19 protein-coding genes are annotated in these 22,355 nt (G+C 59.1%); 17 read left to right on the forward strand and 2 right to left on the reverse strand.

Annotated elements, in window-relative coordinates:
• Positions 1 to 3: 3 nt before the first annotated feature.
• From G6N80_RS12450 to G6N80_RS12510, 13 genes are all read left to right on the forward strand, one after another.
• Positions 4 to 930, forward strand: a complete 927-nt coding sequence (locus G6N80_RS12450; protein WP_062556103.1) for a glycosyltransferase family 25 protein — start codon at positions 4 to 6, stop codon at positions 928 to 930.
• Entirely contained in the window at positions 923 to 1,702 is a 780-nt protein-coding gene (locus G6N80_RS12455) for a succinate dehydrogenase iron-sulfur subunit (RefSeq protein ID WP_062556102.1), read from the forward strand. Before G6N80_RS12450 ends, G6N80_RS12455 begins: the two co-directional genes overlap by 8 nt.
• Before the next feature lie 170 nt (positions 1,703 to 1,872).
• Positions 1,873 to 2,415: a protease inhibitor Inh/omp19 family protein gene (locus G6N80_RS12460; protein ID WP_062556292.1), complete on the forward strand. Its 543-nt coding sequence runs from the start codon at positions 1,873 to 1,875 to the stop codon at positions 2,413 to 2,415.
• A gap of 219 nt (positions 2,416 to 2,634) precedes the next feature.
• Complete coding sequence (gene zapE, locus G6N80_RS12465) at positions 2,635 to 3,801, forward strand: cell division protein ZapE (RefSeq protein ID WP_165134163.1); 1,167 nt, start codon at positions 2,635 to 2,637, stop codon at positions 3,799 to 3,801.
• Positions 3,802 to 3,976: 175 nt separating this feature from the next.
• Positions 3,977 to 4,939, forward strand: a complete 963-nt coding sequence (mdh, locus tag G6N80_RS12470) for a malate dehydrogenase (protein ID WP_062556100.1) — start codon at positions 3,977 to 3,979, stop codon at positions 4,937 to 4,939.
• A gap of 33 nt (positions 4,940 to 4,972) precedes the next feature.
• The gene (gene sucC, locus G6N80_RS12475; RefSeq protein WP_062556099.1) at positions 4,973 to 6,166 is read left to right on the forward strand and encodes an ADP-forming succinate--CoA ligase subunit beta; all 1,194 of its coding nucleotides are present in this window, start codon (positions 4,973 to 4,975) and stop codon (positions 6,164 to 6,166) included.
• Between the two features lie 17 nt (positions 6,167 to 6,183).
• Positions 6,184 to 7,086 (forward strand): succinate--CoA ligase subunit alpha, encoded by a 903-nt coding sequence (gene sucD / locus G6N80_RS12480; protein ID WP_062556098.1) that lies wholly within the window; start codon positions 6,184 to 6,186, stop codon positions 7,084 to 7,086.
• A 187-nt stretch (positions 7,087 to 7,273) separates the two neighbouring features.
• Positions 7,274 to 10,270 carry a 2-oxoglutarate dehydrogenase E1 component gene (locus tag G6N80_RS12485; RefSeq protein WP_062556097.1) on the forward strand — a complete coding sequence of 999 codons (2,997 nt, stop codon included), beginning with the start codon at positions 7,274 to 7,276 and terminating at the stop codon, positions 10,268 to 10,270.
• A gap of 60 nt (positions 10,271 to 10,330) precedes the next feature.
• Positions 10,331 to 11,557, forward strand: a complete 1,227-nt coding sequence (gene odhB / locus G6N80_RS12490; RefSeq protein WP_062556096.1) for a 2-oxoglutarate dehydrogenase complex dihydrolipoyllysine-residue succinyltransferase — start codon at positions 10,331 to 10,333, stop codon at positions 11,555 to 11,557.
• Positions 11,558 to 11,689: 132 nt separating this feature from the next.
• Positions 11,690 to 12,103 (forward strand): MAPEG family protein, encoded by a 414-nt coding sequence (locus G6N80_RS12495; RefSeq protein WP_062556095.1) that lies wholly within the window; start codon positions 11,690 to 11,692, stop codon positions 12,101 to 12,103.
• 22 nt (positions 12,104 to 12,125) lie between these two features.
• Positions 12,126 to 12,878, forward strand: a complete 753-nt coding sequence (locus G6N80_RS12500; RefSeq protein WP_165134166.1) for an SDR family oxidoreductase — start codon at positions 12,126 to 12,128, stop codon at positions 12,876 to 12,878.
• A 27-nt stretch (positions 12,879 to 12,905) separates the two neighbouring features.
• Positions 12,906 to 14,312: a dihydrolipoyl dehydrogenase gene (gene lpdA, locus G6N80_RS12505; protein WP_062556093.1), complete on the forward strand. Its 1,407-nt coding sequence runs from the start codon at positions 12,906 to 12,908 to the stop codon at positions 14,310 to 14,312.
• 200 nt (positions 14,313 to 14,512) lie between these two features.
• A complete protein-coding gene (locus G6N80_RS12510) occupies positions 14,513 to 15,007 on the forward strand; it encodes a cytochrome b (protein ID WP_165134168.1) in 495 nt (164 codons plus the stop codon).
• Here the strand turns inward: G6N80_RS12510 and G6N80_RS12515 are convergent.
• Both G6N80_RS12515 and G6N80_RS12520 read right to left on the reverse strand, forming a co-directional pair.
• Positions 15,004 to 16,014 (reverse strand): TraB/GumN family protein, encoded by a 1,011-nt coding sequence (locus tag G6N80_RS12515; protein WP_246251493.1) that lies wholly within the window; start codon positions 16,012 to 16,014, stop codon positions 15,004 to 15,006. The genes G6N80_RS12510 and G6N80_RS12515 overlap by 4 nt on opposite strands.
• A gap of 183 nt (positions 16,015 to 16,197) precedes the next feature.
• Positions 16,198 to 17,133 carry a tyrosine recombinase XerC gene (locus G6N80_RS12520; protein ID WP_165134174.1) on the reverse strand — a complete coding sequence of 312 codons (936 nt, stop codon included), beginning with the start codon at positions 17,131 to 17,133 and terminating at the stop codon, positions 16,198 to 16,200.
• Between the two features lie 171 nt (positions 17,134 to 17,304).
• Here G6N80_RS12520 and G6N80_RS12525 point away from each other — a divergent pair, with 171 nt between their 5' ends.
• The 4 genes from G6N80_RS12525 (at position 17,305) to atpA (ending at position 22,334) form a co-directional block, all read left to right on the forward strand.
• On the forward strand, positions 17,305 to 19,536 hold the full coding sequence (locus G6N80_RS12525; protein WP_165134177.1) for a primosomal protein N': 2,232 nt from the start codon (positions 17,305 to 17,307) through the stop codon (positions 19,534 to 19,536).
• Between the two features lie 60 nt (positions 19,537 to 19,596).
• Positions 19,597 to 19,980, forward strand: a complete 384-nt coding sequence (locus tag G6N80_RS12530) for an AGROH133_08824 family phage infection protein (RefSeq protein ID WP_062556090.1) — start codon at positions 19,597 to 19,599, stop codon at positions 19,978 to 19,980.
• A gap of 258 nt (positions 19,981 to 20,238) precedes the next feature.
• On the forward strand, positions 20,239 to 20,805 hold the full coding sequence (locus G6N80_RS12535) for a F0F1 ATP synthase subunit delta (RefSeq protein ID WP_156379294.1): 567 nt from the start codon (positions 20,239 to 20,241) through the stop codon (positions 20,803 to 20,805).
• Positions 20,805 to 22,334 (forward strand): F0F1 ATP synthase subunit alpha, encoded by a 1,530-nt coding sequence (atpA, locus tag G6N80_RS12540; protein WP_062556088.1) that lies wholly within the window; start codon positions 20,805 to 20,807, stop codon positions 22,332 to 22,334. Before G6N80_RS12535 ends, atpA begins: the two co-directional genes overlap by 1 nt.
• Positions 22,335 to 22,355: the final 21 nt, after the last annotated feature.

Below are 22,355 nucleotides of genomic sequence, written 5' to 3' on the forward strand. Positions count from 1 at the left end.
TCGATGAGCATGGTGGTCTCCTTTCCCGGAACAGTGAATAGCGCTTCTGGTGGGAGGCCACTCGGCCTGTTCGCAATCAATCTCGATCGGTCGCCGGATCGATGGCGGCAGATCGAGGCAGGGTTCGGCAGCCTGCCATGGCCCTTGCAGAGGATTGCGGGGATCGACGCCCGGCTTGACCCGGCAGCGGTTCTGGCGGTCAGACGTTTGCCGTTGCGGGTTCCGCCCAATGCTCTGGGATGGAACGCGCATCGCAACCGCTTGTTCATGCTGACGGAGGAGGCCTGCCTGGCCGGTCACATTCTGGCATGGCGAACGTTTCTGGAATCCGAATTCGACCACGGCATCATCCTCGAAGACGATGCCGTGCCGCAGCAAGGGTTCGAGGCCGCTATCGAGGCTCTGCTCCGGCAGGGGTTCGATGCGGACATCGTCAAGCTTGAGGGCATCTATCGGCCAGGTGCGCGAAAAGCGCTGAGACTCGGCAATGCCGGAGATCGGGCGTTTGTGCGTTCTCTGCGTCCGTGTTCGGGGGCAGCCGCTTACATGCTGACGCGCAAGGCAGCGCAGCGGTTGCTGGATCGTATCGGTGATGTGCTTATGCCGGCGGATGACTTCCTCTGGGCGCCGTCCTGGCACGGATTGAAGATCGCTGATCTGTCGCCGTGGGTCGTGATGCAATCCGGTGCGGCGAGCGTCATTGCGACCGATCGCGCTGCCAAAAAGGCGGATCGGGTGCCTCCGCCAGGACGCAATGTCTGGATGGCAGTGCGCCGTGGCCTAGAAAGACTTCTGCTTCTGTGGTCTGCCACCGATGGCAAGCCCTGGAAGATGGCAAATGCAGCATTGGCGCAATGGGCGCCGAATGATTATATCAAGATGAACAGTCAGGCGGTTACCGCCGAGGATCGAAGGTCCAAAAATGGTTGAACTCGCTCTTCCAAAGAACTCCCAGATGACCGAAGGCAAGGTCTGGCCCAAGCCGACCGGTGCTACCAATGTTCGCGAATTCCGCATTTATCGCTGGAATCCGGATGATGGCCAGAATCCGCGGATCGATACCTATTTCGTCGATATCGACGATTGCGGCCCGATGGTTCTGGATGCGCTGCTCTACATCAAGAACAAGGTCGATCCGACGCTGACGCTGCGCCGTTCGTGCCGTGAAGGCATTTGCGGTTCCTGCGCCATGAACATTGATGGCTCCAACACGCTGGCCTGCACCAAGGGCATGGACGACATCAACGGGACGGTCAAGATCTACCCGCTGCCGCATATGCCGGTCGTGAAGGATCTGGTTCCGGATCTGACGAATTTCTATGCGCAGCATCGCTCGATCGAGCCTTGGCTGAAGACGGTATCCCCGACTCCTGCCAAGGAGTGGAAGCAGAGCCATGAAGACCGCCAGAAGCTCGACGGTCTCTATGAGTGCATTCTCTGCGCCTGCTGCTCGACCTCCTGTCCGTCCTACTGGTGGAACGGCGACCGTTACCTCGGTCCGGCTGTTCTTCTGCAGGCTTACCGCTGGCTGATCGACAGCCGCGACGAAGCCAAGGGCGAGCGTCTCGACAATCTCGAGGATCCCTTCCGCCTCTACCGTTGCCACACCATCATGAACTGTGCGCAGACCTGTCCGAAGGGTCTAAACCCCGCCAAGGCAATTGCCGAGATCAAGAAGATGATGGTCGAGCGCCGCATCTAGTCCTGTCTTCATGGTTGACCTCGCCCTCAAATGTACCATTTGGGCGAGGTAACCGCGTGAATGCATGGTTCATTCATGCGCAATGACTTGATTTGAGACAATCATCAGCGATAATCCTTGTGCGCCGCACAGGTGTCGGTTGAGCGAAGCGGAGATTTGGGAGCTTAATGATGCAGTTCAGATATGTGGTGACCGGCGTTTTGGTCGCAGTGTCCTTGGCCGGCTGCCAGAGAACCTCTTCAAGCCCCTACAGCAATCTGCCTGGCCCCGCTCCCCTGCAGGCGCAGCCGGTTCCATCGGTACAGGCCAACCAGTTGCCTCCTCCGGGTGCTTCGGATCCGTCGCAGTTTCCGGCAGCCCCCAACAATGGCGCAGCAGGCACAGCCGTTGCTTCCTTGCCGCCAGGCGGTGGGCAGGCACCTGCTACTGCGCTTGACGTGACCAAGGAGTCGATGGTCGGCAATTGGCGTGTCAATAGCGGCGGAACGAGCTGCGACATGTTCCTCACGCTCACCAACCTCGGCAGTGGTTCGCGCGGCGGCACGCGTGGCTGTGCGGGCGAACTCACCACCATGGGCTCATGGGAAGTCTCCGGCAAGAACGTGCTGTTCAAGAACCGCAATGGTGATGTCATCGGCCGCGTCTACAAAAGCGCCGATACACGTTTTGACGGCACAACGAATTCCGGCCAGGCGATCAGCCTGAGCCGATAAGCAAATCTGATCAGATCGGACAAACGCCACCGCTTGCTGTCTCATTGGGCATCCGACTAGAGCATTTCGGTAAAACGGGATCGCCTGAAATGCTCTCTACTTCTGCTTTACGCAGTCCGGACGCAAAACCGCTGACGCACTTTTGCTGGACCTGCTCTGGCCGTGTTTGTCCGATGACGTTTGAGATTGCTGGTTTGGTTGGCGCAATGAGCAACATGCATGGCCAAACTGCCTGATTACAACAACAGCGTGACTGATGAACTGGCAAGCCTTACGGCTGCCGGTTCGCTGCAACTTGACAGGGCGCAGTTGTCTGTTGCCGGTCATCTAGACCGGGTACTTTCGCAGTTGCGCAGTCGCGTCCCGGCGAAAAAGACGAGCGCGCTTGGCTGGCTGTTCGCCAAGAAGAGCAAGCGCTCGGATCAGGCCATACGCGGTCTTTATGTTCACGGCTCGGTGGGTCGGGGCAAGACCATGCTGATGGACATGTTCTTTGCCAAGGCTCCGGTTGCCGCCAAGCGACGCTGCCACTTTCATGAATTTATGGCGGATGTGCATGGACGGATCCATGCCCACCGGCAGAAGCTGAAGAATGGGGAAACGAAGGAAACGGATCCGGTTCCGCCGGTTGCCGCCAGCATCTTTGCCGAGGCGGAACTGCTCTGCTTCGATGAATTCTCCGTCACGGATATTGCCGATGCAATGATCCTCGGGCGCCTCTTTACCGAACTGTTCCGGCTTGGCTGCATTCTCGTGACAACGTCCAACGTCGCGCCGGATAATCTCTACAAGGACGGCCTGAATCGTTCGCTGTTTTTGCCCTCCGTCGAGCTCTTGAAGCAGTATGTCGATGTGGTGACGCTGGATTCACCGACCGATTACCGGATGGAGAAAACAGCGAGCCTGCCGGTCTATCTTTCACCGCTTGATGGACGCTCGGAAGCAGCGATGGAATCCGCCTGGCATCAGATCACCGATGGCAGGAAGATCGAAGCGACGGAAATTCCGCGCAAGGGGCGGGTGATCCCCGTTCCCTGTGCTGTCGGGCGCGTTGCCCGTTTCAGTTTTGCAGATCTTTGCGAAAAGCCTCTTGGTGCTGCCGATTACCTGGAGATTGCGAAGCGCTTCGATATCGTCTTCATCGAGCGCGTGCCGCGGCTCGGTCTCAACAAGCGCAACGAAACCAAGCGCTTCATAAATCTCATCGATACATTCTACGATCGGACGGTCCGGGTGTTCATCACAGCGGAAGCACCTGCGGAATCCCTGCTCTTGGAACGTCATGGCACCGAAGGCTTCGAGTTCGACCGCACGGTTTCTCGTCTCTTCGAAATGCGTAGCCCTGATTATCTGGTACTTCATCAGGAAAAGCATAAACAAATCTGACGGAATCATGACGAAATATCTTACGTTTACGTAAGAATTTAATGCTTTAACCGATTGAAAATACTGGCTCCAAAATAATCGTTTGCCAATTTCAAGTATTAGAGCTATGCGGATGCCCAGATCGGTCGACAGGTCTCATGCCGGCCGTGCCTTCGAATAGAGAGGAAGCATCTCAATGGCTCGCAAGAAGATTGCACTTATTGGTTCCGGCATGATCGGTGGCACGCTGGCGCATTTGGCCAGCCTGAAGGAATTGGGCGACATCGTCCTGTTCGACATCGCCGACGGCGTTCCGCAGGGCAAGGGTCTCGATATCGCCCAGTCCGGTCCGGTTGAAGGCTTCAATGCCAAGCTTTCCGGCGCCAGCGATTATGCGGCCATCGAAGGCGCAGACGTCTGCATCGTGACCGCTGGTGTCGCCCGCAAGCCCGGCATGAGCCGCGATGACCTGCTCGGCATCAACCTGAAGGTCATGGAACAGGTCGGCGCCGGCATCAAGAAGTACGCACCGAACGCCTTCGTCATCTGCATCACCAACCCGCTCGACGCAATGGTCTGGGCTCTGCAGAAGTTCTCCGGTCTTCCGAAGAACATGGTCGTCGGCATGGCTGGCGTTCTCGACTCCGCTCGTTTCCGCCTGTTCCTCTCTGAAGAATTCAACGTTTCCGTTGAAGACGTGACGGCCTTCGTTCTGGGTGGTCACGGCGACACCATGGTGCCGCTCGCTCGCTACTCCACGATCGCCGGCATCCCGCTGACCGACCTCGTCAAGATGGGCTGGGTTACGGCTGAGCGTCTGGAGCAGATCATTCAGCGTACGCGTGACGGCGGTGCAGAAATCGTCGGCCTGCTGAAGACCGGCTCTGCCTATTACGCACCTGCTGCATCGGCCATCGAAATGGCTGAGTCCTTCCTCAAGGACAAGAAGCGTGTTCTGCCATGCGCCGCACATCTTTCCGGCCAGTACGGCGTCAACGACATGTATGTCGGCGTACCCACAATCATTGGCGCTGGCGGTGTTGAGCGCATCATCGAAATCGACCTGAACAAGGACGAGAAGGAAGCCTTCGAAAAGTCCGTCGGTGCTGTCGCCGGTCTCTGCGAAGCCTGCACCAACATCGCTCCTTCTCTGAAGTAATCCGTTCGCGGACCAGGATTTAAGGACCAGACGATGAATATTCATGAATATCAGGCCAAGGCTCTCCTGAAGGGCTTTGGTGCGCCGGTCGCCCAGGGTGTGGCGATTCACTCCGCAGACGAAGCCGCAGCAGCTGCAAAGCAGCTTCCGGGCCCGCTTTATGTCGTGAAGAGCCAGATCCATGCTGGCGGCCGCGGCAAGGGCAAGTTCAAGGAACTCGGCCCTGACGCCAAGGGTGGTGTTCGTCTTGCAAAGTCGATCGACGAAGTCGTCGCCCACGCCAAGGACATGCTCGGCAACACGCTGGTGACGGCGCAGACGGGCGAAGCCGGCAAGCAGGTCAACCGTCTCTACATCGAAGACGGTGCCGACATTGCTCGCGAACTTTACTGCTCGCTGCTGGTCGACCGTTCGGTTGGCCGCGTTGCCTTCGTCGTTTCGACGGAAGGCGGCATGGATATCGAAGCGGTTGCGCATGATACGCCCGAGAAGATCCACACAATCGCCATTGACCCGGAAACGGGTGTAACGGCTGACGATGTGGCGAAGATTTCCGCCGCTCTCGCGCTCGACGGCGCTGCTGCTGAAGATGCGAAGTCGCTTTTCCCGGCGCTTTACAAGGCCTTCGTCGAGAAGGACATGGCCCTTCTCGAAATCAACCCGCTGATCGTCATGACCAACGGCAACCTGCGCGTTCTCGACGCCAAGGTTTCCTTCGACGGCAACGCTCTGTTCCGCCACGAAGACGTTCGCGCACTGCGTGACGAAACGGAAGAAGACGCCAAGGAAATCGAAGCATCCAAGTGGGATCTGGCTTACGTTGCTCTCGATGGCAACATCGGCTGCATGGTCAACGGCGCGGGCCTTGCCATGGCAACCATGGACATCATCAAGCTGTACGGCAAGGAGCCGGCAAACTTCTGTGACGTCGGCGGTGGCGCCGGCAAGGAGAAGGTTGCGGCTGCGTTCAAGATCATCACGGCTGACCCGAAGGTCGAGGGCATCCTCGTCAACATCTTCGGTGGCATCATGAAGTGCGACGTCATCGCGGAAGGCGTGATTGCCGCCGTGAAGGAAGTGGGCTTGAAGGTTCCGCTCGTCGTCCGCCTCGAAGGCACGAACGTCGAACTCGGCAAGAAGCTGCTGAACGAATCCGGCCTTGCCATCACCGCAGCTGACGACTTGGACGATGCGGCCAAGAAGATCGTCGCGGCGATCAACGGCTAATCTGAGGAACCTATTCGATGTCCATTCTTGTAAACAAGAACACAAAGGTCCTCGTACAGGGCCTGACCGGCAAGACCGGCACCTTCCACACCGAACAGGCGCTGGCCTATTACGGCACGCAGATGGTCGGCGGCATCCACCCGTCCAAGGGCGGCAGCAACTGGACCGGTTCCAAGGGTGAAACCCTGCCGATCTTTGCCTCCGTTGTCGAAGGCAAGGAAAAGACCGGCGCTGACGCGACCGTGATCTATGTTCCGCCAGCAGGTGCAGCGGACGCCATCATCGAAGCGATCGACGCCGAAATCCCGTTCATCACCTGCATCACCGAAGGCATTCCGGTTGCGGACATGGTGCGCGTCAAGGCGAAGCTCGACAAGTCGAAGTCGCGCCTGCTCGGACCAAACTGCCCGGGTATCCTGACACCGGAAGAGTGCAAGATCGGCATCATGCCGGGCTCCATCTTCCGCAAGGGTTCGGTCGGTATCGTTTCCCGCTCCGGCACGCTGACCTACGAAGCCGTGTTCCAGACTTCGAATGAAGGCCTTGGCCAGACGACGGCTGTCGGCATCGGCGGCGACCCGGTCAAGGGCACCGAGTTCATCGACGTGCTGGAAATGTTCCTTGCGGACGAAGCCACGACCTCGATCATCATGATCGGCGAAATCGGTGGTTCGGCCGAAGAAGATGCGGCTCAGTTCCTCATCGACGAAGCCAAGAAGGGCCGCAAAAAGCCGATGGCGGGCTTCATCGCAGGCCGCACTGCTCCGAAGGGCCGCACCATGGGTCATGCCGGTGCTGTCGTCTCCGGCGGCAAGGGTGATGCGGAATCCAAGATCTCTGCCATGGAAGCAGCTGGTATCAAGGTTTCGCCTTCTCCGGCACGTCTCGGCAAGACACTGGTTGAAGTCCTCAAGGGCTAGCGCCAGATAAGTTGCGAGTATCAAGCTTTAGGCAGGCGAATCAGTCGATGGTTCGCCTGCCTCAGCCGCAAAAAGGGCCTGTTCCGCAGTTACGCCCGCGGCACTACGAATGAAAGCGATAACCGGCGCTTGAAGATCCGGTTTCAAGATTACGTCAGGAGGCGGGCGTTACGTCCGCGGTAGCACCATGGCACGGCAAGAAGCCAACGAGCAGTTCCTTATCACCTCGTTCCTCGACGGCGCGAATGCTGCCTATATCGAGCAGCTCTATGCGAAGTACGAGGACGATCCCAATTCGGTCGGTCCGGAATGGCAGTCCTTTTTCAAGGCGCTTGCCGATAATCCGGAAGACGTGAAGAAGGCCGCCAAGGGCGCCTCCTGGCAGCGCAGGAACTGGCCTATTCCGGCAAACGGCGAACTGGTTTCCGCGCTTGATGGAAACTGGCCGGTCGTCGAGAAGGCCATCGAAAAGAAGGTTCAGGCCAAGGCCGAGGCAACCGCAGCCGCCGCCGGAAAGCCAGTGGATGCGACGGAAGTCCTGCAGGCAACGCGTGATAGCGTTCGCGCCATCATGATGATCCGCGCCTACCGCATGCGCGGCCACCTGCATGCAAAGCTCGATCCGCTTGGCCTTGCCGCACCGGTCGAAGATTACAACGAGCTGTCTCCAACCGCCTATGGCTTCACGGAAGCCGATTACGACCGCAAGATCTTCATCGATAATGTGCTGGGTCTGGAATATGCCACGATCCGCGAGATGCTGGAGATCCTGCAGCGGACCTACTGCTCGACGCTCGGCGTTGAATTCATGCATATCTCCAACCCGGAGGAAAAGGCCTGGATTCAGGAGCGCATCGAAGGCCCAAACAAGGGCGTCGAATTCACGGCGAACGGCAAGAAGGCAATTCTGTCCAAGCTCATTGAGGCCGAAGGCTTCGAGCAGTTCATCGACGTCAAGTACAAGGGCACGAAGCGCTTCGGTCTCGACGGTGGTGAAGCGCTCATTCCGGCTCTTGAGCAGATCATCAAGCGCGGTGGTCAGGACGGTCTGGAAGAAGTCGTTCTCGGCATGGCGCATCGTGGCCGTCTGAACGTTCTGACGAACGTGATGCACAAGCCGCACCGCGCCGTGTTCCATGAGTTCAAGGGCGGTTCCTTCAAGCCGGATGAAGTCGAAGGTTCCGGCGACGTGAAGTACCACCTCGGTGCTTCCTCTGACCGTGAGTTCGACAACAACAAGGTTCACCTGTCGCTGACGGCCAACCCGTCGCACCTGGAAATCGTCAACCCGGTCGTGATGGGCAAGGCGCGTGCCAAGCAGGACATGCTGACCAAGAGCTGGGATGGCGACATCATTCCGCTCAAGGAGCGCGCAAAGGTTCTGCCGCTGCTGATCCACGGTGATGCGGCGTTTGCCGGTCAGGGTGTCGTCGCTGAAATTCTCGGCCTGTCCGGCCTGCGCGGTCACCGCGTGGCTGGCACGATGCACTTCATCATCAACAACCAGATCGGCTTTACGACGAACCCGGCCTTCTCCCGTTCGTCGCCCTATCCGTCCGACGTTGCCAAGATGATCGAGGCCCCGATCTTCCACGTCAACGGCGACGATCCGGAAGCGGTGACCTACGCGGCCAAGATCGCAACCGAATACCGCATGAAGTTCCACAAGCCGGTTGTTGTGGACATGTTCTGCTACCGCCGCTTCGGCCACAACGAAGGCGACGAGCCCGCGTTCACGCAGCCGAAGATGTACAAGGTCATCCGCGCCCACAAGACGGTGACGGAACTCTATGCCGAGCGTCTGATTGCCGAGGGTCTGATCACCGACGGCGAATTCCAGAAGATGAAGGCCGATTGGCGTGCCCATCTGGAGCAGGAATTCGAGGCTGGCCAGAGCTACAAGCCTAACAAGGCCGACTGGCTGGATGGTCAGTGGTCCGGCCTGCGTTCGGCTGACAATGCCGACGAGCAGCGTCGTGGCAAGACGGCCGTACCGATGAAGAGCCTCAAGGAAATCGGTCGCAAGCTGTCGACCGTTCCGGACGGCTTCAACGCGCACCGCACGATCAAGCGCTTCATGGAAAACCGTTCGCAGATGGTCGAGACCGGCGAAGGGATCGATTGGGCGATGGCGGAAGCGCTGGCCTTCGGTTCGCTGGTCACGGAAGGCCACAAGATTCGTCTGTCCGGTCAGGATTGCGAGCGCGGCACCTTCTCGCAGCGTCATTCGGTTCTCTACGATCAGGACACGGAAGAGCGTTACATTCCGCTGGCAAACCTGGCTCCCAACCAGGCCCGCTACGAGGTCATCAACTCGATGCTTTCGGAAGAAGCGGTTCTCGGCTTCGAGTACGGCTACTCCCTGGCGCGCCCGAACGCCCTGACGCTTTGGGAAGCCCAGTTCGGTGACTTCGCCAACGGTGCGCAGGTCGTGTTCGACCAGTTCATCTCGTCGGGTGAGCGCAAGTGGCTTCGCATGTCCGGTCTCGTCTGCCTTCTGCCGCACGGCTACGAAGGTCAGGGTCCGGAACACTCTTCGGCACGTCTCGAGCGCTGGCTTCAGATGTGCGCGGAAGACAACATGCAGGTCGCGAACTGCACGACGCCTGCCAACTACTTCCACATCCTGCGCCGTCAGCTGAAGCGTGATTTCCGCAAGCCGTTGATCCTGATGACGCCGAAGTCGCTGCTGCGCCACAAGCGCGCAACGTCCTCGCTGGCGGAAATGGCGGGCGAAAGCTCGTTCCACCGTCTGCTGTGGGATGATGCGGAAGTGATCAAGGACGGCCCGATCAAGCTCCAGAAGGACAACAAGATCCGCCGCGTTGTGATGTGCACCGGCAAGGTCTATTACGATCTGCTGGAAGAGCGTGAAAAGCGCGGCATTGATGACATCTACCTGCTGCGTCTGGAACAGCTTTATCCGTTCCCGGCCAAGGCGCTCATCAACGAGCTGTCCCGCTTCCGCCATGCCGAAATGGTCTGGTGCCAGGAAGAGCCGAAGAACATGGGTGCATGGGCATTCATCGATCCGTATCTCGAATGGGTTCTGGCGCATATCGACGCCAAGTACCAGCGCGTTCGCTACACGGGTCGTCCGGCAGCCGCTTCTCCGGCAACGGGCCTGATGTCCAAGCACCTCGCACAGCTTGAAGCATTCCTCGAAGACGCGCTCGGCGGCTGATTTCAGCCGCCCCGCCTTCACTCGTAAAACACGATATCGGATTTAAAACGGAAACAGATCATGGCCACCGAAATTCGCGTCCCTACTCTTGGCGAATCCGTCAGCGAGGCAACCGTCGGCACCTGGTTCAAGAAGGTGGGCGACACGGTCAAGGCTGACGAGCCGATCGTCGAACTGGAAACCGACAAGGTTACTGTCGAGGTTCCGGCGCCGGCATCCGGCGTTCTCACGGAAATCGTCGCTCAGGCCGGCGAGACCGTTGGTCTCGGCGCGCTGCTCGGCCAGATTGCCGAAGGTGCTGCCGGTTCTGCTTCGGCTCAGCCTGCCGCTGCCCCGGCGGCCGCTCCGGCCCCGGCTGCCCAGCCTGCCGCCGCCGCTGCACCCGCAACGTCCTCGATGCCCGCTGCTCCGGCTGCGGCAAAGCTTGCTGCCGACAACAACATCAACACGGCTGATGTTGATGGTTCCGGCAAGCGCGGCCAGGTGCTGAAGGGCGATGTGCTGGCGGCGATCGCCAAGGGTCCGGTGGCTTCCGCACCGGCTCCGGTTGCTGCCGCTCCGCGCGCACCGTCTTCCACGGACGATGCTGTTCGCGAAGAGCGCGTGAAGATGACGCGTCTGCGCCAGACGATCGCCAAGCGTCTGAAGGATGCACAGAACACAGCTGCCATGCTGACCACCTACAACGAGGTGGACATGAAGGCGGTCATGGACCTGCGTAACCGTTACAAGGACGTTTTTGAAAAGAAGCACGGCGTAAAGCTTGGCTTCATGGGCTTCTTCACCAAGGCTGTCACGCACGCCCTGAAGGAACTGCCAGCCGTCAACGCCGAAATCGACGGCACGGACATCATCTACAAGAACTATTGTCACGTCGGCATGGCTGTCGGCACTGACAAGGGTCTTGTCGTTCCGGTCATCCGCGATGCGGACCAGCTGTCGATTGCTGGCGTCGAGAAGGAACTCGGCCGTCTCGCCAAGGCTGCACGCGACGGTTCTCTGGGCATGGCAGACATGCAGGGCGGCACCTTCACCATCACCAATGGTGGTGTTTACGGTTCGCTGATGTCTTCGCCGATCCTGAATGCGCCGCAGTCCGGTATCCTGGGCATGCACAAGATCCAGGATCGCCCGGTCGTGGTCGGTGGCCAGATCGTCATTCGTCCGATGATGTATCTCGCGCTGTCCTACGATCACCGTATCGTTGACGGCAAGGAAGCGGTGACCTTCCTTGTTCGCGTCAAGGAAAGCCTGGAAGATCCGGAACGTCTGGTTCTCGATCTCTGATCTTTGAATAAGACGCCCGCGAAGAGTGTTCGCGGGCGTCTCGTCATTCTCAATTCGATTGTCTGATATCGAAGAAGCTGCGCCTGCTGCGCGCTTCATGGTCGTTCGAACGCCGAAAACGAGGTAGACAGAATGGATCCGATCGCTGCGCATGCAACGCCCTACATGGCGCTTCTGGTTTGCAGCGTCGTGCTGCTGATCGTTCATGTCATGCTGCAAGGCTTCTTCGCGACCCGTGAACTGGGACCGAAATGGAATGCCGGTCCGCGCGATGAAGGTCTGAAGCCCAAGGCTCCGATCGCCGGTCGCGCCGAGCGTGCCTCATTGAATTACCGCGAAACCTATCCAGCCGTCGTGGCACTGATCCTGGCTCTGGCCTTTTACAGCGATGCTCGCGGTATCGGTCTGATCGGCGGATGGGTCTGGTTCCTGGCGCGCATCGCCTACATCCCGCTTTACCTTCAAGGTATTCCAAAAGTCCGCTCGTTGATCTGGATGGTCTCGCTGCTCGGCATCGCCATGATGGTCGTCGGACTGATAGTCTAGAACCCAGTCTGTAGGAGCGATGATGGCACACGAAAAAGTTCTGCTGGTCACGGGTGGAAGCCGGGGTATTGGTGCTGCGGTTGCGCTGAAGGCCGCCGAACAGGGCTGGTCCGTGCTTATCAACTACGTCTCGAATGCTCAGGCAGCAGACGCTGTTGCTGCGAAGATCCGTAGCCTTGGTGGGGCTGCCGAGATCGTACAGGGCGATACCGGCAGTGAAGATGGAATTGCAGCGATCTTTCGTGCGGTTGACGAGAGATTCGGCAGGCTCGACGGCCTCGTCAATAATGCAGGTGTTGTCGATCAGACGGCCCGCGTCGACGAGATGTCACGCGAGCGGCTGGACCGCATGTTTGCGATTAATGTGGTGGGCAAGATCCGCTGTGCTTCGGAAGCGGTGAAGCGGATGTCGACGCGTCATGGCGGGCAGGGCGGCAGCATCGTCAATCTGTCCTCAATGGCGGCGGTTCTCGGCAGTCCGGGTCAGTATGTGGATTACGCCGCTGCCAAAGGCGCTGTGGACACGTTTACCGTGGGCCTTGCGCGGGAAGTTGCTGCCGAGGGTGTGCGGGTCAATGCAATCCGCCCCGGTATTATCGATACTGATATCCATGCATCCGGTGGGCTACCGGATCGCGCAAAAGATCTGGCACCCAGCGTGCCAATGCAACGCGCCGGAACGGCAGATGAAGTGGCGGAGGCGGTTCTTTATCTGCTCTCGCCTCATGCATCCTATGTGACTGGCACAATCATGAACGTGAGCGGCGGCAGATAAGCCGTCTTAAGCAGAGGAATTTGATCAATGGCATATGATCTGGTCGTTATCGGTACGGGCCCTGGCGGCTATGTCTGCGCAATCAAGGCAGCACAACTCGGCATGAAGGTGGCCGTCGTCGAAAAGCGCGCGACCTTTGGCGGTACCTGCCTCAATGTCGGCTGCATCCCCTCCAAGGCTCTGCTGCATGCCTCCGAAGTCTTCGCGCATGCCAAGCACGGCATGGCGGATCTGGGTGTCGAAGTGTCTGGCACAACCCTCAACCTTGAAAAGATGATGGGCCACAAGGACGCGACCGTAAAGGCGAACGTCGATGGTGTGGCCTTCCTGTTCAAGAAGAACAAGATCGACAGCTTCATCGGCACCGGCAAGATCGTTTCCGCTGGCAAGGTCTCTGTCACCGGCGCCGACGGTCAGGTCCAGGAGATCGAGACGAAGAACATCGTCATCGCGACCGGTTCTGATGTGGCTGGCATTCCGGGCGTTGCCGTCGAGATCGACGAGAAAGTCATCGTGTCCTCCACGGGCGGTATCGCGCTCGAAAAGGTGCCGGGCCATATGGTTGTCGTCGGCGGCGGCGTTATCGGTCTCGAGCTTGGTTCCGTCTGGTCTCGCCTCGGTGCAAAGGTAACGGTCGTCGAGTATCTCGACACGATCCTCGGCGGCATGGACGGCGAAGTGTCCAAGCAGTTCCAGCGCATCCTCGGCAAGCAGGGCGTCACCTTCAATCTCGGTGCCAAGGTTACCGGCGTTGAAAAGACGGAAGCGGGCGCAAAGGTTACCTTCGAGCCTGTCAAGGGCGGTGAAGCGCAGACCATCGATGCCGATGTCGTGCTCGTTGCAACGGGCCGCAAGCCCTACACGGCTGGCCTTGGTCTGGAAGAGGCAGGTGTTGCTCTCGATAACCGCGGTCGTGTGGAGATCGATGCTCACTACCGCACAAATGTTGCGGGCATCTATGCCATTGGCGATGTCGTCAAGGGACCGATGCTGGCGCACAAGGCGGAAGACGAGGGCGTTGCCCTTGCGGAGATTCTCGCCGGGCAGCATGGCCATGTGAATTACGACGTCATTCCGGGCGTCGTCTACACCCAGCCGGAAGTGGCTTCGGTCGGCAAGACGGAAGAAGAACTGAAGGCAGCCGGTGCTTCCTACAAGGTTGGCAAATTCCCGTTCACGGCCAATGGCCGTGCGCGCGCCATGCAGGCGACCGAAGGCTTCGTGAAGGTTCTGGCCGACAAGGAAACGGATCGCGTTCTGGGTGTGCACATCATCGGCTTCGGTGCGGGTGAAATGATCCACGAAGCAGCCGTGCTGATGGAGTTCGGCGGTTCGTCCGAAGATCTGGGTCGTACCTGCCACGCGCACCCGACCATGTCCGAAGCCGTGAAGGAAGCGGCCCTGGCCACGTTCTTCAAGCCGCTCCACATGTAATCGACCGGCCTCATCGAAGGTCATACGTCAGACACCCCGCCGGCTCACGCAGGCGGGGTTTTTTGCGTTCTGCGTTCAGCCAGATTGCAGGTTTTACGGCCATAACCCGATTGCTGAAGCCAACCAGATTTCTGCGCCTCCCGGCGATGGGCGTCTGGTTCTGCTTCGAGGGACATCGACTGCATTTGAAGAGGTGATGTATGAACCCGGTTTCTTATTCAATTCCCCAGCGGGCGCTTCATTGGGGCATGGCAGCGCTGATTTTATTCAATTTGCTTTTCACGGAAGGCATGGAGCATTGGCACCACCTGGTTAAGCGAGGCCAGACTGTAACGCCGGATGATCTGGCAAGCGCGAATATTCACGCGTACGTCGGCATCGCCATTCTGGTGCTCGCTGTCGTGCGCATTGGTTTGCGTCTGGTGCAGGGCGCGCCGCAGCCGCCCGCGCAAGAGCCACCACTGCTCAAACTCGTCGCGCAGGCGACGCATGGCTTACTTTACGTGCTTCTTTTCGCAATGCCGCTGAGTGGTGCTGCCGCCTATTACTTCAACATCGGTTCAGCGGGTGACTTGCATGCCGACGTGCTGAAGGTGGTTCTGTGGCTTCTGCTCGGCGCGCATATTGCCGGCGCACTGGTCCATCAGTTCTATTGGAAGACCAATGTTCTGGCTCGGATGACACGGGGTGCCTAGTCCGCGCGGGTGACGGTGAAGCCTTGCTTTCTCAGCAGAGCAACAAGGCCTTCGTCACCCACCAGATGCAGGGCTCCAACGGCCATGAATGCACCGCCTGCGTTCAGCATGGGAAGGGCGCGGTCCACCATGGTGTGATTGCGCTGACGGACGATCCGTTCTTCGAATTCGGCATAGCCTTCGCCTTCGGCTCCGTCGGGGGCCAGCGACTTCAGCATCGGCATCGTCATGCCAATGTCGCCGGCCAGATACAGGTCGCGCATCGTGACGCTGACATCATCCATCTTGGAGCCAAGCCCGATCATCTCGATCAGCGACTTGATATGGAAGTCGGTCGGGATAGACGCCATTGCGGAGAGCTGCTCCTGCATGGTTTCAAGGCCTTTGACCGGGATATTGGCCCTTATCGCGTCGTCGGCGATCTTTTTGTCCAGGAATGCGGCGCCCTTTGCTTTCCGGCTGAGCTCGCAGGCCGGCAGTGCCAGAAAGCTGGAAAGCATCCATGGCTGCATGCGTGATACGGCCGTCAGCGGTATGCCTCGCTCCTTGAGAGCCGTCTCCAGTTTTGCCTTGTCTTCCGGCGCGAGAAAATCCTGGATGGATTTTCCATTCATCATCATCGTCAGTTCCGGACGCGCCAGCATGCCCGCCATGGCTTTCTTTTCATCCAGGATTTCATCGGACTCGATGATGACGACCTTGGACTTGGAGAGCGCATAGGGCGCACCTGTCGGCATCTTCAGGACGCTCGGATCCGTCACATGCATGGTGCCCAGCAGCCAGGACGGTGCGGTACCCGGCTTCTCGACCTTCCAGAAGACACCCTTGCCGTTTGCCACCTCGGCGCCTTCGGCCTGAATGGATCGGTAACGTGCCGGATCAGTTCGCTCCATCTCGCTAAGCAGATTGCTACCCCGGCAAATGTCCTCTGCCGATCTTGCCTGGGCGGCGAAACCCAGCACGACGAAGAAGGAAATCAGGGCCAATACGTGGATCAGGGCGATCATGCCGAGGGCACCGCTGCTGATGACGGATTGATGCAGACCCCGGGTCAGGAGACGACGGAGGACGAAGAAATGGGGTGCGCGCGTGTTCATGGTCGTTACCCTAGTGTCCCAAGATCGCTGCAGTCTTAACGGATATGGTTAATGCCGTGGCCGCGTGATCATCCGCGCAGGAATCGATAGAATTCATGCGCGCGGATGCGCACGGTCATAGACTTCCAGCAAACGAGCGGCATCCACGCCGGTATAAACCTGGGTGGTGGAAAGGCTGGCATGGCCCAGCAATTCCTGGATCGTTCGCAAATCGCCACCGCCGGCCAGAAGATGTGTTGCGAAGGAATGGCGAAGGGCGTGGGGCGTTGCGCTGTCCGGCAGGCCCAAGGCTCCGCGCAGCTTCTGCATTTCGCGTTGAATGATTGCGGGCTGCAGCGGTCCACCCCGTGCGCCACGAAACAGTGGTTTCTCTGCCTCCAGCTCAAAAGGGCAAAGCGTCTTGTACCGCGCGATGGCATCCAGAACGATCTCCAGCAGCGGAACGAGCCGGGTCTTGCCTCCCTTGCCGGTAATCCGGATCGATTTTGCGTCCGGTGGCAAGTCGGCAGGGGTCAGCGAAAGGGCTTCGGAAATGCGCAGGCCACAGCCATAGAGAAGTGTCAGGAGCGCTGAATCTCTCGCGGCAATCCAACCCTCTTCCTGCAACTGCGCCTGTGTGCTGACCACTTCAAGGGCTTGCCGGTCGGTGAGGGGCTTGGGCAGCGATTTGGGCTGGCGCGGCGCCCGGATGGCGCCAGCGGCCGCTGCATTGATAAGGCCCTTTCGCTCGAGATAGCGCAGGAACGACCGCAGACCGGCGAGGTGACGCCCAAGGGACCGGGCACCCGATCCATCCCTTCGCCGTTGTGCCAGAAAAGCGCGGAGATCGGCTGTGCGCAGAGTATGAATCTCGGCGAGGCCCGGTGGGTTGCCGAAATGGACGGTCAGGAACTGGAGGAACTGACGTGTATCCCGCTCATAGGCCGTCAGCGTGTTTGCAGAGAAGCGTTTCTCGTTGGCGAGGCTGTCCAGCCATTGCCGCCGATGGTCCAGAAGTTCGGGCGTCGCCAGAATGAGGATCTCGTTCATCGTCGCTCCGTATGTGTCCGACATTGGCTCGCAGAGTCACAATTGAGCATTACAATTTGATTAAGCATGCAGAATTTGTCGCTGCTGCCTGTGTCGATCCCCAGTCCCCGGTGGAAAAAGCGGCCTTGTCATGGTTCCCTTTTGTTCTTCTTCGGGGCATGGTCCAGCCCGATGACGCAAGATTCGCATAGCCTGTTCGGCGCCCTGTTTGACACACCGGCGTCCAAGCGCGTTGTACCCGTTCTGGTGCCTCTGCCGGTGCCGGAAGCCTATAGTTATGCCGTGCCGGAAGGCATGGCGGTCGAAGCCGGTTCTGTCGTGCAGGTGCCGATCGGTCCGCGCCAGCACATTGGTGTCGTGTGGGACGAGCCGGAGGTGCGCGATAACCAAAAGGCATTGGATCCGAAGAAGCTCCGGGCGATCGATCAGGTTTTCGATTGTCCACCCCTGACGAAAGACATGCGGGAATTCATCGAATGGGTATCGGCTTATACACTGTCTCCGCCCGGACTGGTGGCCCGCATGGCAATCCGTGCTCCTGCGGCACTGGAACCAGAGCCGATGATCGAGGCATTGCGGTTCACAGGCGGTGAACCTGATCGCGTGACCCCTGCACGTCAACGCGTTCTTCAGACGCTGGAAGACGACATTCCCTGGACGCGGAGCGGCCTTGCGCATGCTGCCGGTGTTTCGCTGAGCGTCGTGGATGGTCTGGTCAAACAGGGACTGTTCGAGACTGTCTTTCTTCCGCCGCCGCCGGTCGTTGCCGTTCCCGATCCGGACTATGTCGCGCCGCGCATCGATGGACCGCAGAAGCAGGCCGCCTCCGAGCTGGTGGAAGCGGTGCAAACGGCTGGCTTCTCGGCCTCTTTGATCGATGGCGTGACCGGGTCGGGGAAAACGGAAGTCTATTTCGAAGCAATTGCCGAAGCTTTGCGTCTGGGGAAGCAGGTTCTGATCCTGTTGCCGGAAATCGCACTCACTTCAAGCTTTCTGGAACGGTTTCAGGACCGCTTCGGTGCCAAGCCTGCCGAGTGGCATTCAGATCTTGCGCCCCGCATGCGGGAAAAAGTGTGGCGCGGTGTCGTGACCGGCGAGGTGCGTGTCGTGGCCGGAGCGCGGTCCGCTCTCTTTCTTCCCTTTGAGGAGCTTGGTCTTATCGTTGTCGATGAGGAGCATGATCCCGCCTACAAGCAGGAAGACCGTATCTTCTACAATGCGCGCGACATGGCCGTGGTGCGGGCCCGCATTGGCAAATTTCCCATCGTTCTTGTGTCTGCCACGCCGTCCGTCGAAAGCCAGGTCAACGGCCAGAGCGGTCGATATCATGTCGTTCATCTGCCGACGCGATTTGGCGATGCGGCCATGCCGGACCTGCATCTCGTTGACATGCGGCGGCATCCGCCTGCCAAGGGTGGCTTTCTCTCGCCCGTCATGCTGCGGGCCATTGGAAAGACGATCGAGAAGAAAGAGCAGGCGCTTCTGTTTCTCAATCGGCGTGGTTATGCGCCGCTGACGCTCTGCCGTGTGTGCGGGCATCGCTTCCAGTGTCCGCAATGCTCGAGCTGGCTGGTTGAGCATCGGTTCCGCAACCAGATCCAGTGCCATCAATGCGGCTATTCGGAGAAAACGCCGGAGGCCTGTCCCGAATGCGGCACCTTCGATCACCTGGTCGCCTGCGGTCCGGGCGTCGAGCGGATTGCCGAGGAAGTGGAGCGTCATTTTCCCGATGCCCGAACCATCGTCATGTCGTCCGATCTCCTGGGTGGCGTGAAGCGCATGCGGCTGGAACTGGAAGCCATCGCCAAGGGGGAGGCGGATATCGTTATCGGCACGCAGCTCGTTGCCAAAGGTCACAACTTCCCTCTGATGACGCTTGTCGGGATTGTCGATGCGGATCTTGGCCTTGCCAATGGCGATCCGCGCGCCGCCGAGCGCACGTTTCAGCTGCTCAGTCAGGTCACCGGTCGCGCCGGGAGAACCGGTCTGAAGAGCTACGGGCTCTTGCAAACCTATCAACCGCAGCATCCTGTCATGCAGGCGATCGCATCCGGCGATGCCTCGGCGTTTTACGAGCGCGAGATCGGCGAGCGGGAAAAGGCATTGCTACCTCCCTTTGGGCGCCTCGCCTCCATTATCGTTTCCGCCGACACGCGCCTCGATGCCGAAACACATGCGCGAGGACTTCGTAACGCTGCGCCGAAGATGTCTGGCGTCACCGTGCTTGGACCTGCCGAGGCGCCACTTGCCATCGTACGTGGGCGCCACCGGTTCCGTCTGCTGGTGCACGGACGCCGCAACAGCGACATGCAGGGCTTTCTGAGGGCGATGCTGTCAAGCGGACCGAAGGCACGCGGCTCAGTTCAGGTTCAGCTGGATGTGGATCCACAAAGCTTTCTTTGAAAATCCGGGCTTCCCCTGATATTTCGCAGGCTTGCGATTCGTGAAACATGGCAGGATGACATGGAACTTTACTTTCCAACCGAACTTCCTGAACGGCTGGCCTATCTGGGTGCGTGTCTTCTTGCGCTCCATGGCCTCCTTCAGTTCGCCCTGCCTTCAACGGCGCTCAAGCTTTTTGGATTTACCGTCGGAGAAGTGACACCTGAAGGTTATGCCGCAATCCGGTCCAATGGCGGTTTGCAGCTCGGCCTTGGCCTGACGGCGCTTTTCCTGGCTCAGGACTGGACCTATCTGGCCCTTGGCGTTTCTGCCGGAGTGGCGGCACTCGGGCGGCTCATCTCACTGATCTTTGATCGGGGCGTGACCGCTAGAAATATTGTACAGCTTCTCGCCCAGATTGTGATTGCGGCTCTGCCATTGGGCTATGTCTTCGGTTATTTCTAAGCAAGGCATTTGAGAGGTATCGTCCGGTAAGGGAACCCGACGCTGTGAAAAGCGAGAAAATCGTTTTAACGCCTTGCCTCTCAGGCGATTTGCGCCCTTCGGCGTGTTGCGCCTGTTGAACTCCTATGCTAGACGAACCGCGAATTTCGGAGAACGGCGGAGGGGGGCCTCTGGCCGTGTTGAGAAAAAGAAGCAAATTCAGATGCTTGCCTGAATTCCGAAAACTGGCTGGTAATTTGAATAGAAATCAGGGAATTCGTGCCCGTGGCTGACACATCCCATCGGACTTCCGGCGTAGCGGAACGCTACGCTTCTTCGCTCTTTGAGCTTGCTCTGCAGTCGAATTCTATCGATTCAGTGCGCGCCGATCTTGACCGTTTTCAGGCAATGATCGACGAGAGCGATGATCTCAAGCGTTTGATTGCCAGCCCGGTCTTCTCTTCGGAAGATCAGGCGCGTGCAATCGCGGCCCTCTGCGACAAGGCTGGAATTTCCGGTCTCGTTGCAAACTTCGTCAAGGTCGTTGCGGGCAACCGCCGCCTGTTTGCCCTGCCGGGCATGATCCGCGCTTATCGCGACTTCGTCGCCCAGCATAAGGGCGAAGTGACTGCCGAGGTTGTCTCGGCCCATGCGCTTTCTTCGGCGCAGGAAGATGAACTGAAATCGACGCTGAAGGGCGTAACGGGCAAGGATGTCACTCTCGACGTATCCGTTGATCCGTCGATCCTGGGTGGGCTGATCGTCAAGGTCGGTTCGCGTCAGATCGATACGTCTCTCCGCACCAAACTTTCCACGCTTAAGCTTGCACTGAAAGAGGTTGGCTGATGGATATCCGCGCCGCGGAAATTTCCGCAATTCTCAAAGATCAAATCAAGAACTTCGGCCAGGAGGCTGAGGTTTCCGAAGTCGGCCAGGTTCTTTCCGTAGGTGACGGTATCGCCCGTGTTTATGGTCTGGACAATGTTCAGGCCGGTGAAATGGTCGAGTTCCCCGGCGGCATCCGCGGCATGGCGCTCAACCTCGAAGCTGATAACGTCGGTGTCGTTATTTTCGGTTCCGACCGCGACATCAAGGAAGGCGACACCGTCAAGCGGACTGGCGCCATCGTGGACGTTCCGGTTGGTCCGGAACTGCTCGGCCGCGTTGTCGACGCACTCGGCAATCCGATCGACGGCAAGGGCCCGATCAACGCTTCGCGCCGCTCGCGCGTTGACGTGAAGGCTCCGGGCATCATTCCGCGCAAGTCGGTTCATGAGCCGATGTCGACGGGCCTCAAGGCTATCGACGCCCTGATCCCGGTTGGACGTGGTCAGCGCGAGCTGGTCATCGGCGACCGTCAGACCGGCAAGACCGCGATCATTCTCGACGCCTTCCTCAACCAGAAGGCAATCCACGACAATGGTCCCGAGAACGACAAGCTGTTCTGCGTTTACGTGGCTATCGGCCAGAAGCGTTCGACTGTTGCGCAGTTCGTGAAGGTTCTGGAAGAGCGTGGCGCTCTGCAGTACTCGATCGTTGTTGCAGCGACTGCCTCTGACCCGGCTCCGATGCAGTATCTTGCGCCATTCGCAGGTTGCGCAATGGGCGAGTACTTCCGTGACAACGGCCAGCACGCTCTCATCGCTTACGACGACTTGTCCAAGCAGGCTGTCGCCTACCGTCAGATGTCGCTTCTGCTGCGTCGTCCTCCGGGCCGCGAAGCTTATCCGGGCGACGTTTTCTATCTGCACTCGCGTCTTCTCGAGCGCGCTGCCAAGCTCTCCGACGAGCGTGGCGCTGGTTCGCTGACGGCTCTGCCGGTCATCGAAACGCAGGGTAACGACGTTTCGGCGTTCATTCCGACGAACGTGATCTCGATCACCGACGGTCAGATCTTCCTTGAAACCGACCTGTTCTACCAGGGCATTCGTCCGGCCGTTAACGTCGGTCTGTCGGTTTCCCGCGTTGGTTCTGCTGCGCAGATCAAGGCCATGAAGCAGGTTGCCGGCTCCATCAAGGGTGAACTGGCCCAGTACCGCGAAATGGCGGCCTTCGCCCAGTTCGGTTCCGACCTCGACGCTTCCACGCAGCGCCTGCTGAACCGTGGTGCACGCCTGACGGAACTCCTCAAGCAGCCGCAGTTCTCTCCGCTCAAGACGGAAGAGCAGGTTGCAGTGATCTTCGCTGGCGTCAACGGCTACCTCGACAAGCTGCCTGTCAACCAGGTCGGCAAGTTCGAACAGGGCCTGCTCGCGTACCTCCGCAACGACGGCAAGTCGATCCTCGACGCTATTCGTGCGGAAAAGCAGCTGTCTGACGACACCCGTGCAAAGCTGAAGTCGGCGCTGGATTCCTTCGCCAAGACTTTCGCCTGAACGGACAAGCTCAAGGACCGA

The sequence above is a fragment of the Rhizobium rhizoryzae genome (genome assembly GCF_011046895.1).
In the GTDB taxonomy this organism is placed as follows: domain Bacteria; phylum Pseudomonadota; class Alphaproteobacteria; order Rhizobiales; family Rhizobiaceae; genus Neorhizobium; species Neorhizobium rhizoryzae.

Bases quoted from the DNA above. Each gene is read 5' to 3' on its own strand.
- G6N80_RS12450 (WP_062556103.1), top strand. From the start codon at position 4: ATGAGCATGGTGGTCTCCTTTCCCGGAACAGTGAATAGCGCTTCTGGT.
- G6N80_RS12455 (WP_062556102.1), top strand. From the start codon at position 923: ATGGTTGAACTCGCTCTTCCAAAGAACTCCCAGATGACCGAAGGCAAG.
- G6N80_RS12460 (WP_062556292.1), top strand. From the start codon at position 1,873: ATGCAGTTCAGATATGTGGTGACCGGCGTTTTGGTCGCAGTGTCCTTG.
- zapE (WP_165134163.1), top strand. From the start codon at position 2,635: ATGGCCAAACTGCCTGATTACAACAACAGCGTGACTGATGAACTGGCA.
- mdh (WP_062556100.1), top strand. From the start codon at position 3,977: ATGGCTCGCAAGAAGATTGCACTTATTGGTTCCGGCATGATCGGTGGC.
- sucC (WP_062556099.1), top strand. From the start codon at position 4,973: ATGAATATTCATGAATATCAGGCCAAGGCTCTCCTGAAGGGCTTTGGT.
- sucD (WP_062556098.1), top strand. From the start codon at position 6,184: ATGTCCATTCTTGTAAACAAGAACACAAAGGTCCTCGTACAGGGCCTG.
- G6N80_RS12485 (WP_062556097.1), top strand. From the start codon at position 7,274: ATGGCACGGCAAGAAGCCAACGAGCAGTTCCTTATCACCTCGTTCCTC.
- odhB (WP_062556096.1), top strand. From the start codon at position 10,331: ATGGCCACCGAAATTCGCGTCCCTACTCTTGGCGAATCCGTCAGCGAG.
- G6N80_RS12495 (WP_062556095.1), top strand. From the start codon at position 11,690: ATGGATCCGATCGCTGCGCATGCAACGCCCTACATGGCGCTTCTGGTT.
- G6N80_RS12500 (WP_165134166.1), top strand. From the start codon at position 12,126: ATGGCACACGAAAAAGTTCTGCTGGTCACGGGTGGAAGCCGGGGTATT.
- lpdA (WP_062556093.1), top strand. From the start codon at position 12,906: ATGGCATATGATCTGGTCGTTATCGGTACGGGCCCTGGCGGCTATGTC.
- G6N80_RS12510 (WP_165134168.1), top strand. From the start codon at position 14,513: ATGAACCCGGTTTCTTATTCAATTCCCCAGCGGGCGCTTCATTGGGGC.
- G6N80_RS12515 (WP_246251493.1), bottom strand. From the start codon at position 16,014: ATGATCGCCCTGATCCACGTATTGGCCCTGATTTCCTTCTTCGTCGTG.
- G6N80_RS12520 (WP_165134174.1), bottom strand. From the start codon at position 17,133: ATGAACGAGATCCTCATTCTGGCGACGCCCGAACTTCTGGACCATCGG.
- G6N80_RS12525 (WP_165134177.1), top strand. From the start codon at position 17,305: ATGACGCAAGATTCGCATAGCCTGTTCGGCGCCCTGTTTGACACACCG.
- G6N80_RS12530 (WP_062556090.1), top strand. From the start codon at position 19,597: ATGGAACTTTACTTTCCAACCGAACTTCCTGAACGGCTGGCCTATCTG.
- atpA (WP_062556088.1), top strand. From the start codon at position 20,805: ATGGATATCCGCGCCGCGGAAATTTCCGCAATTCTCAAAGATCAAATC.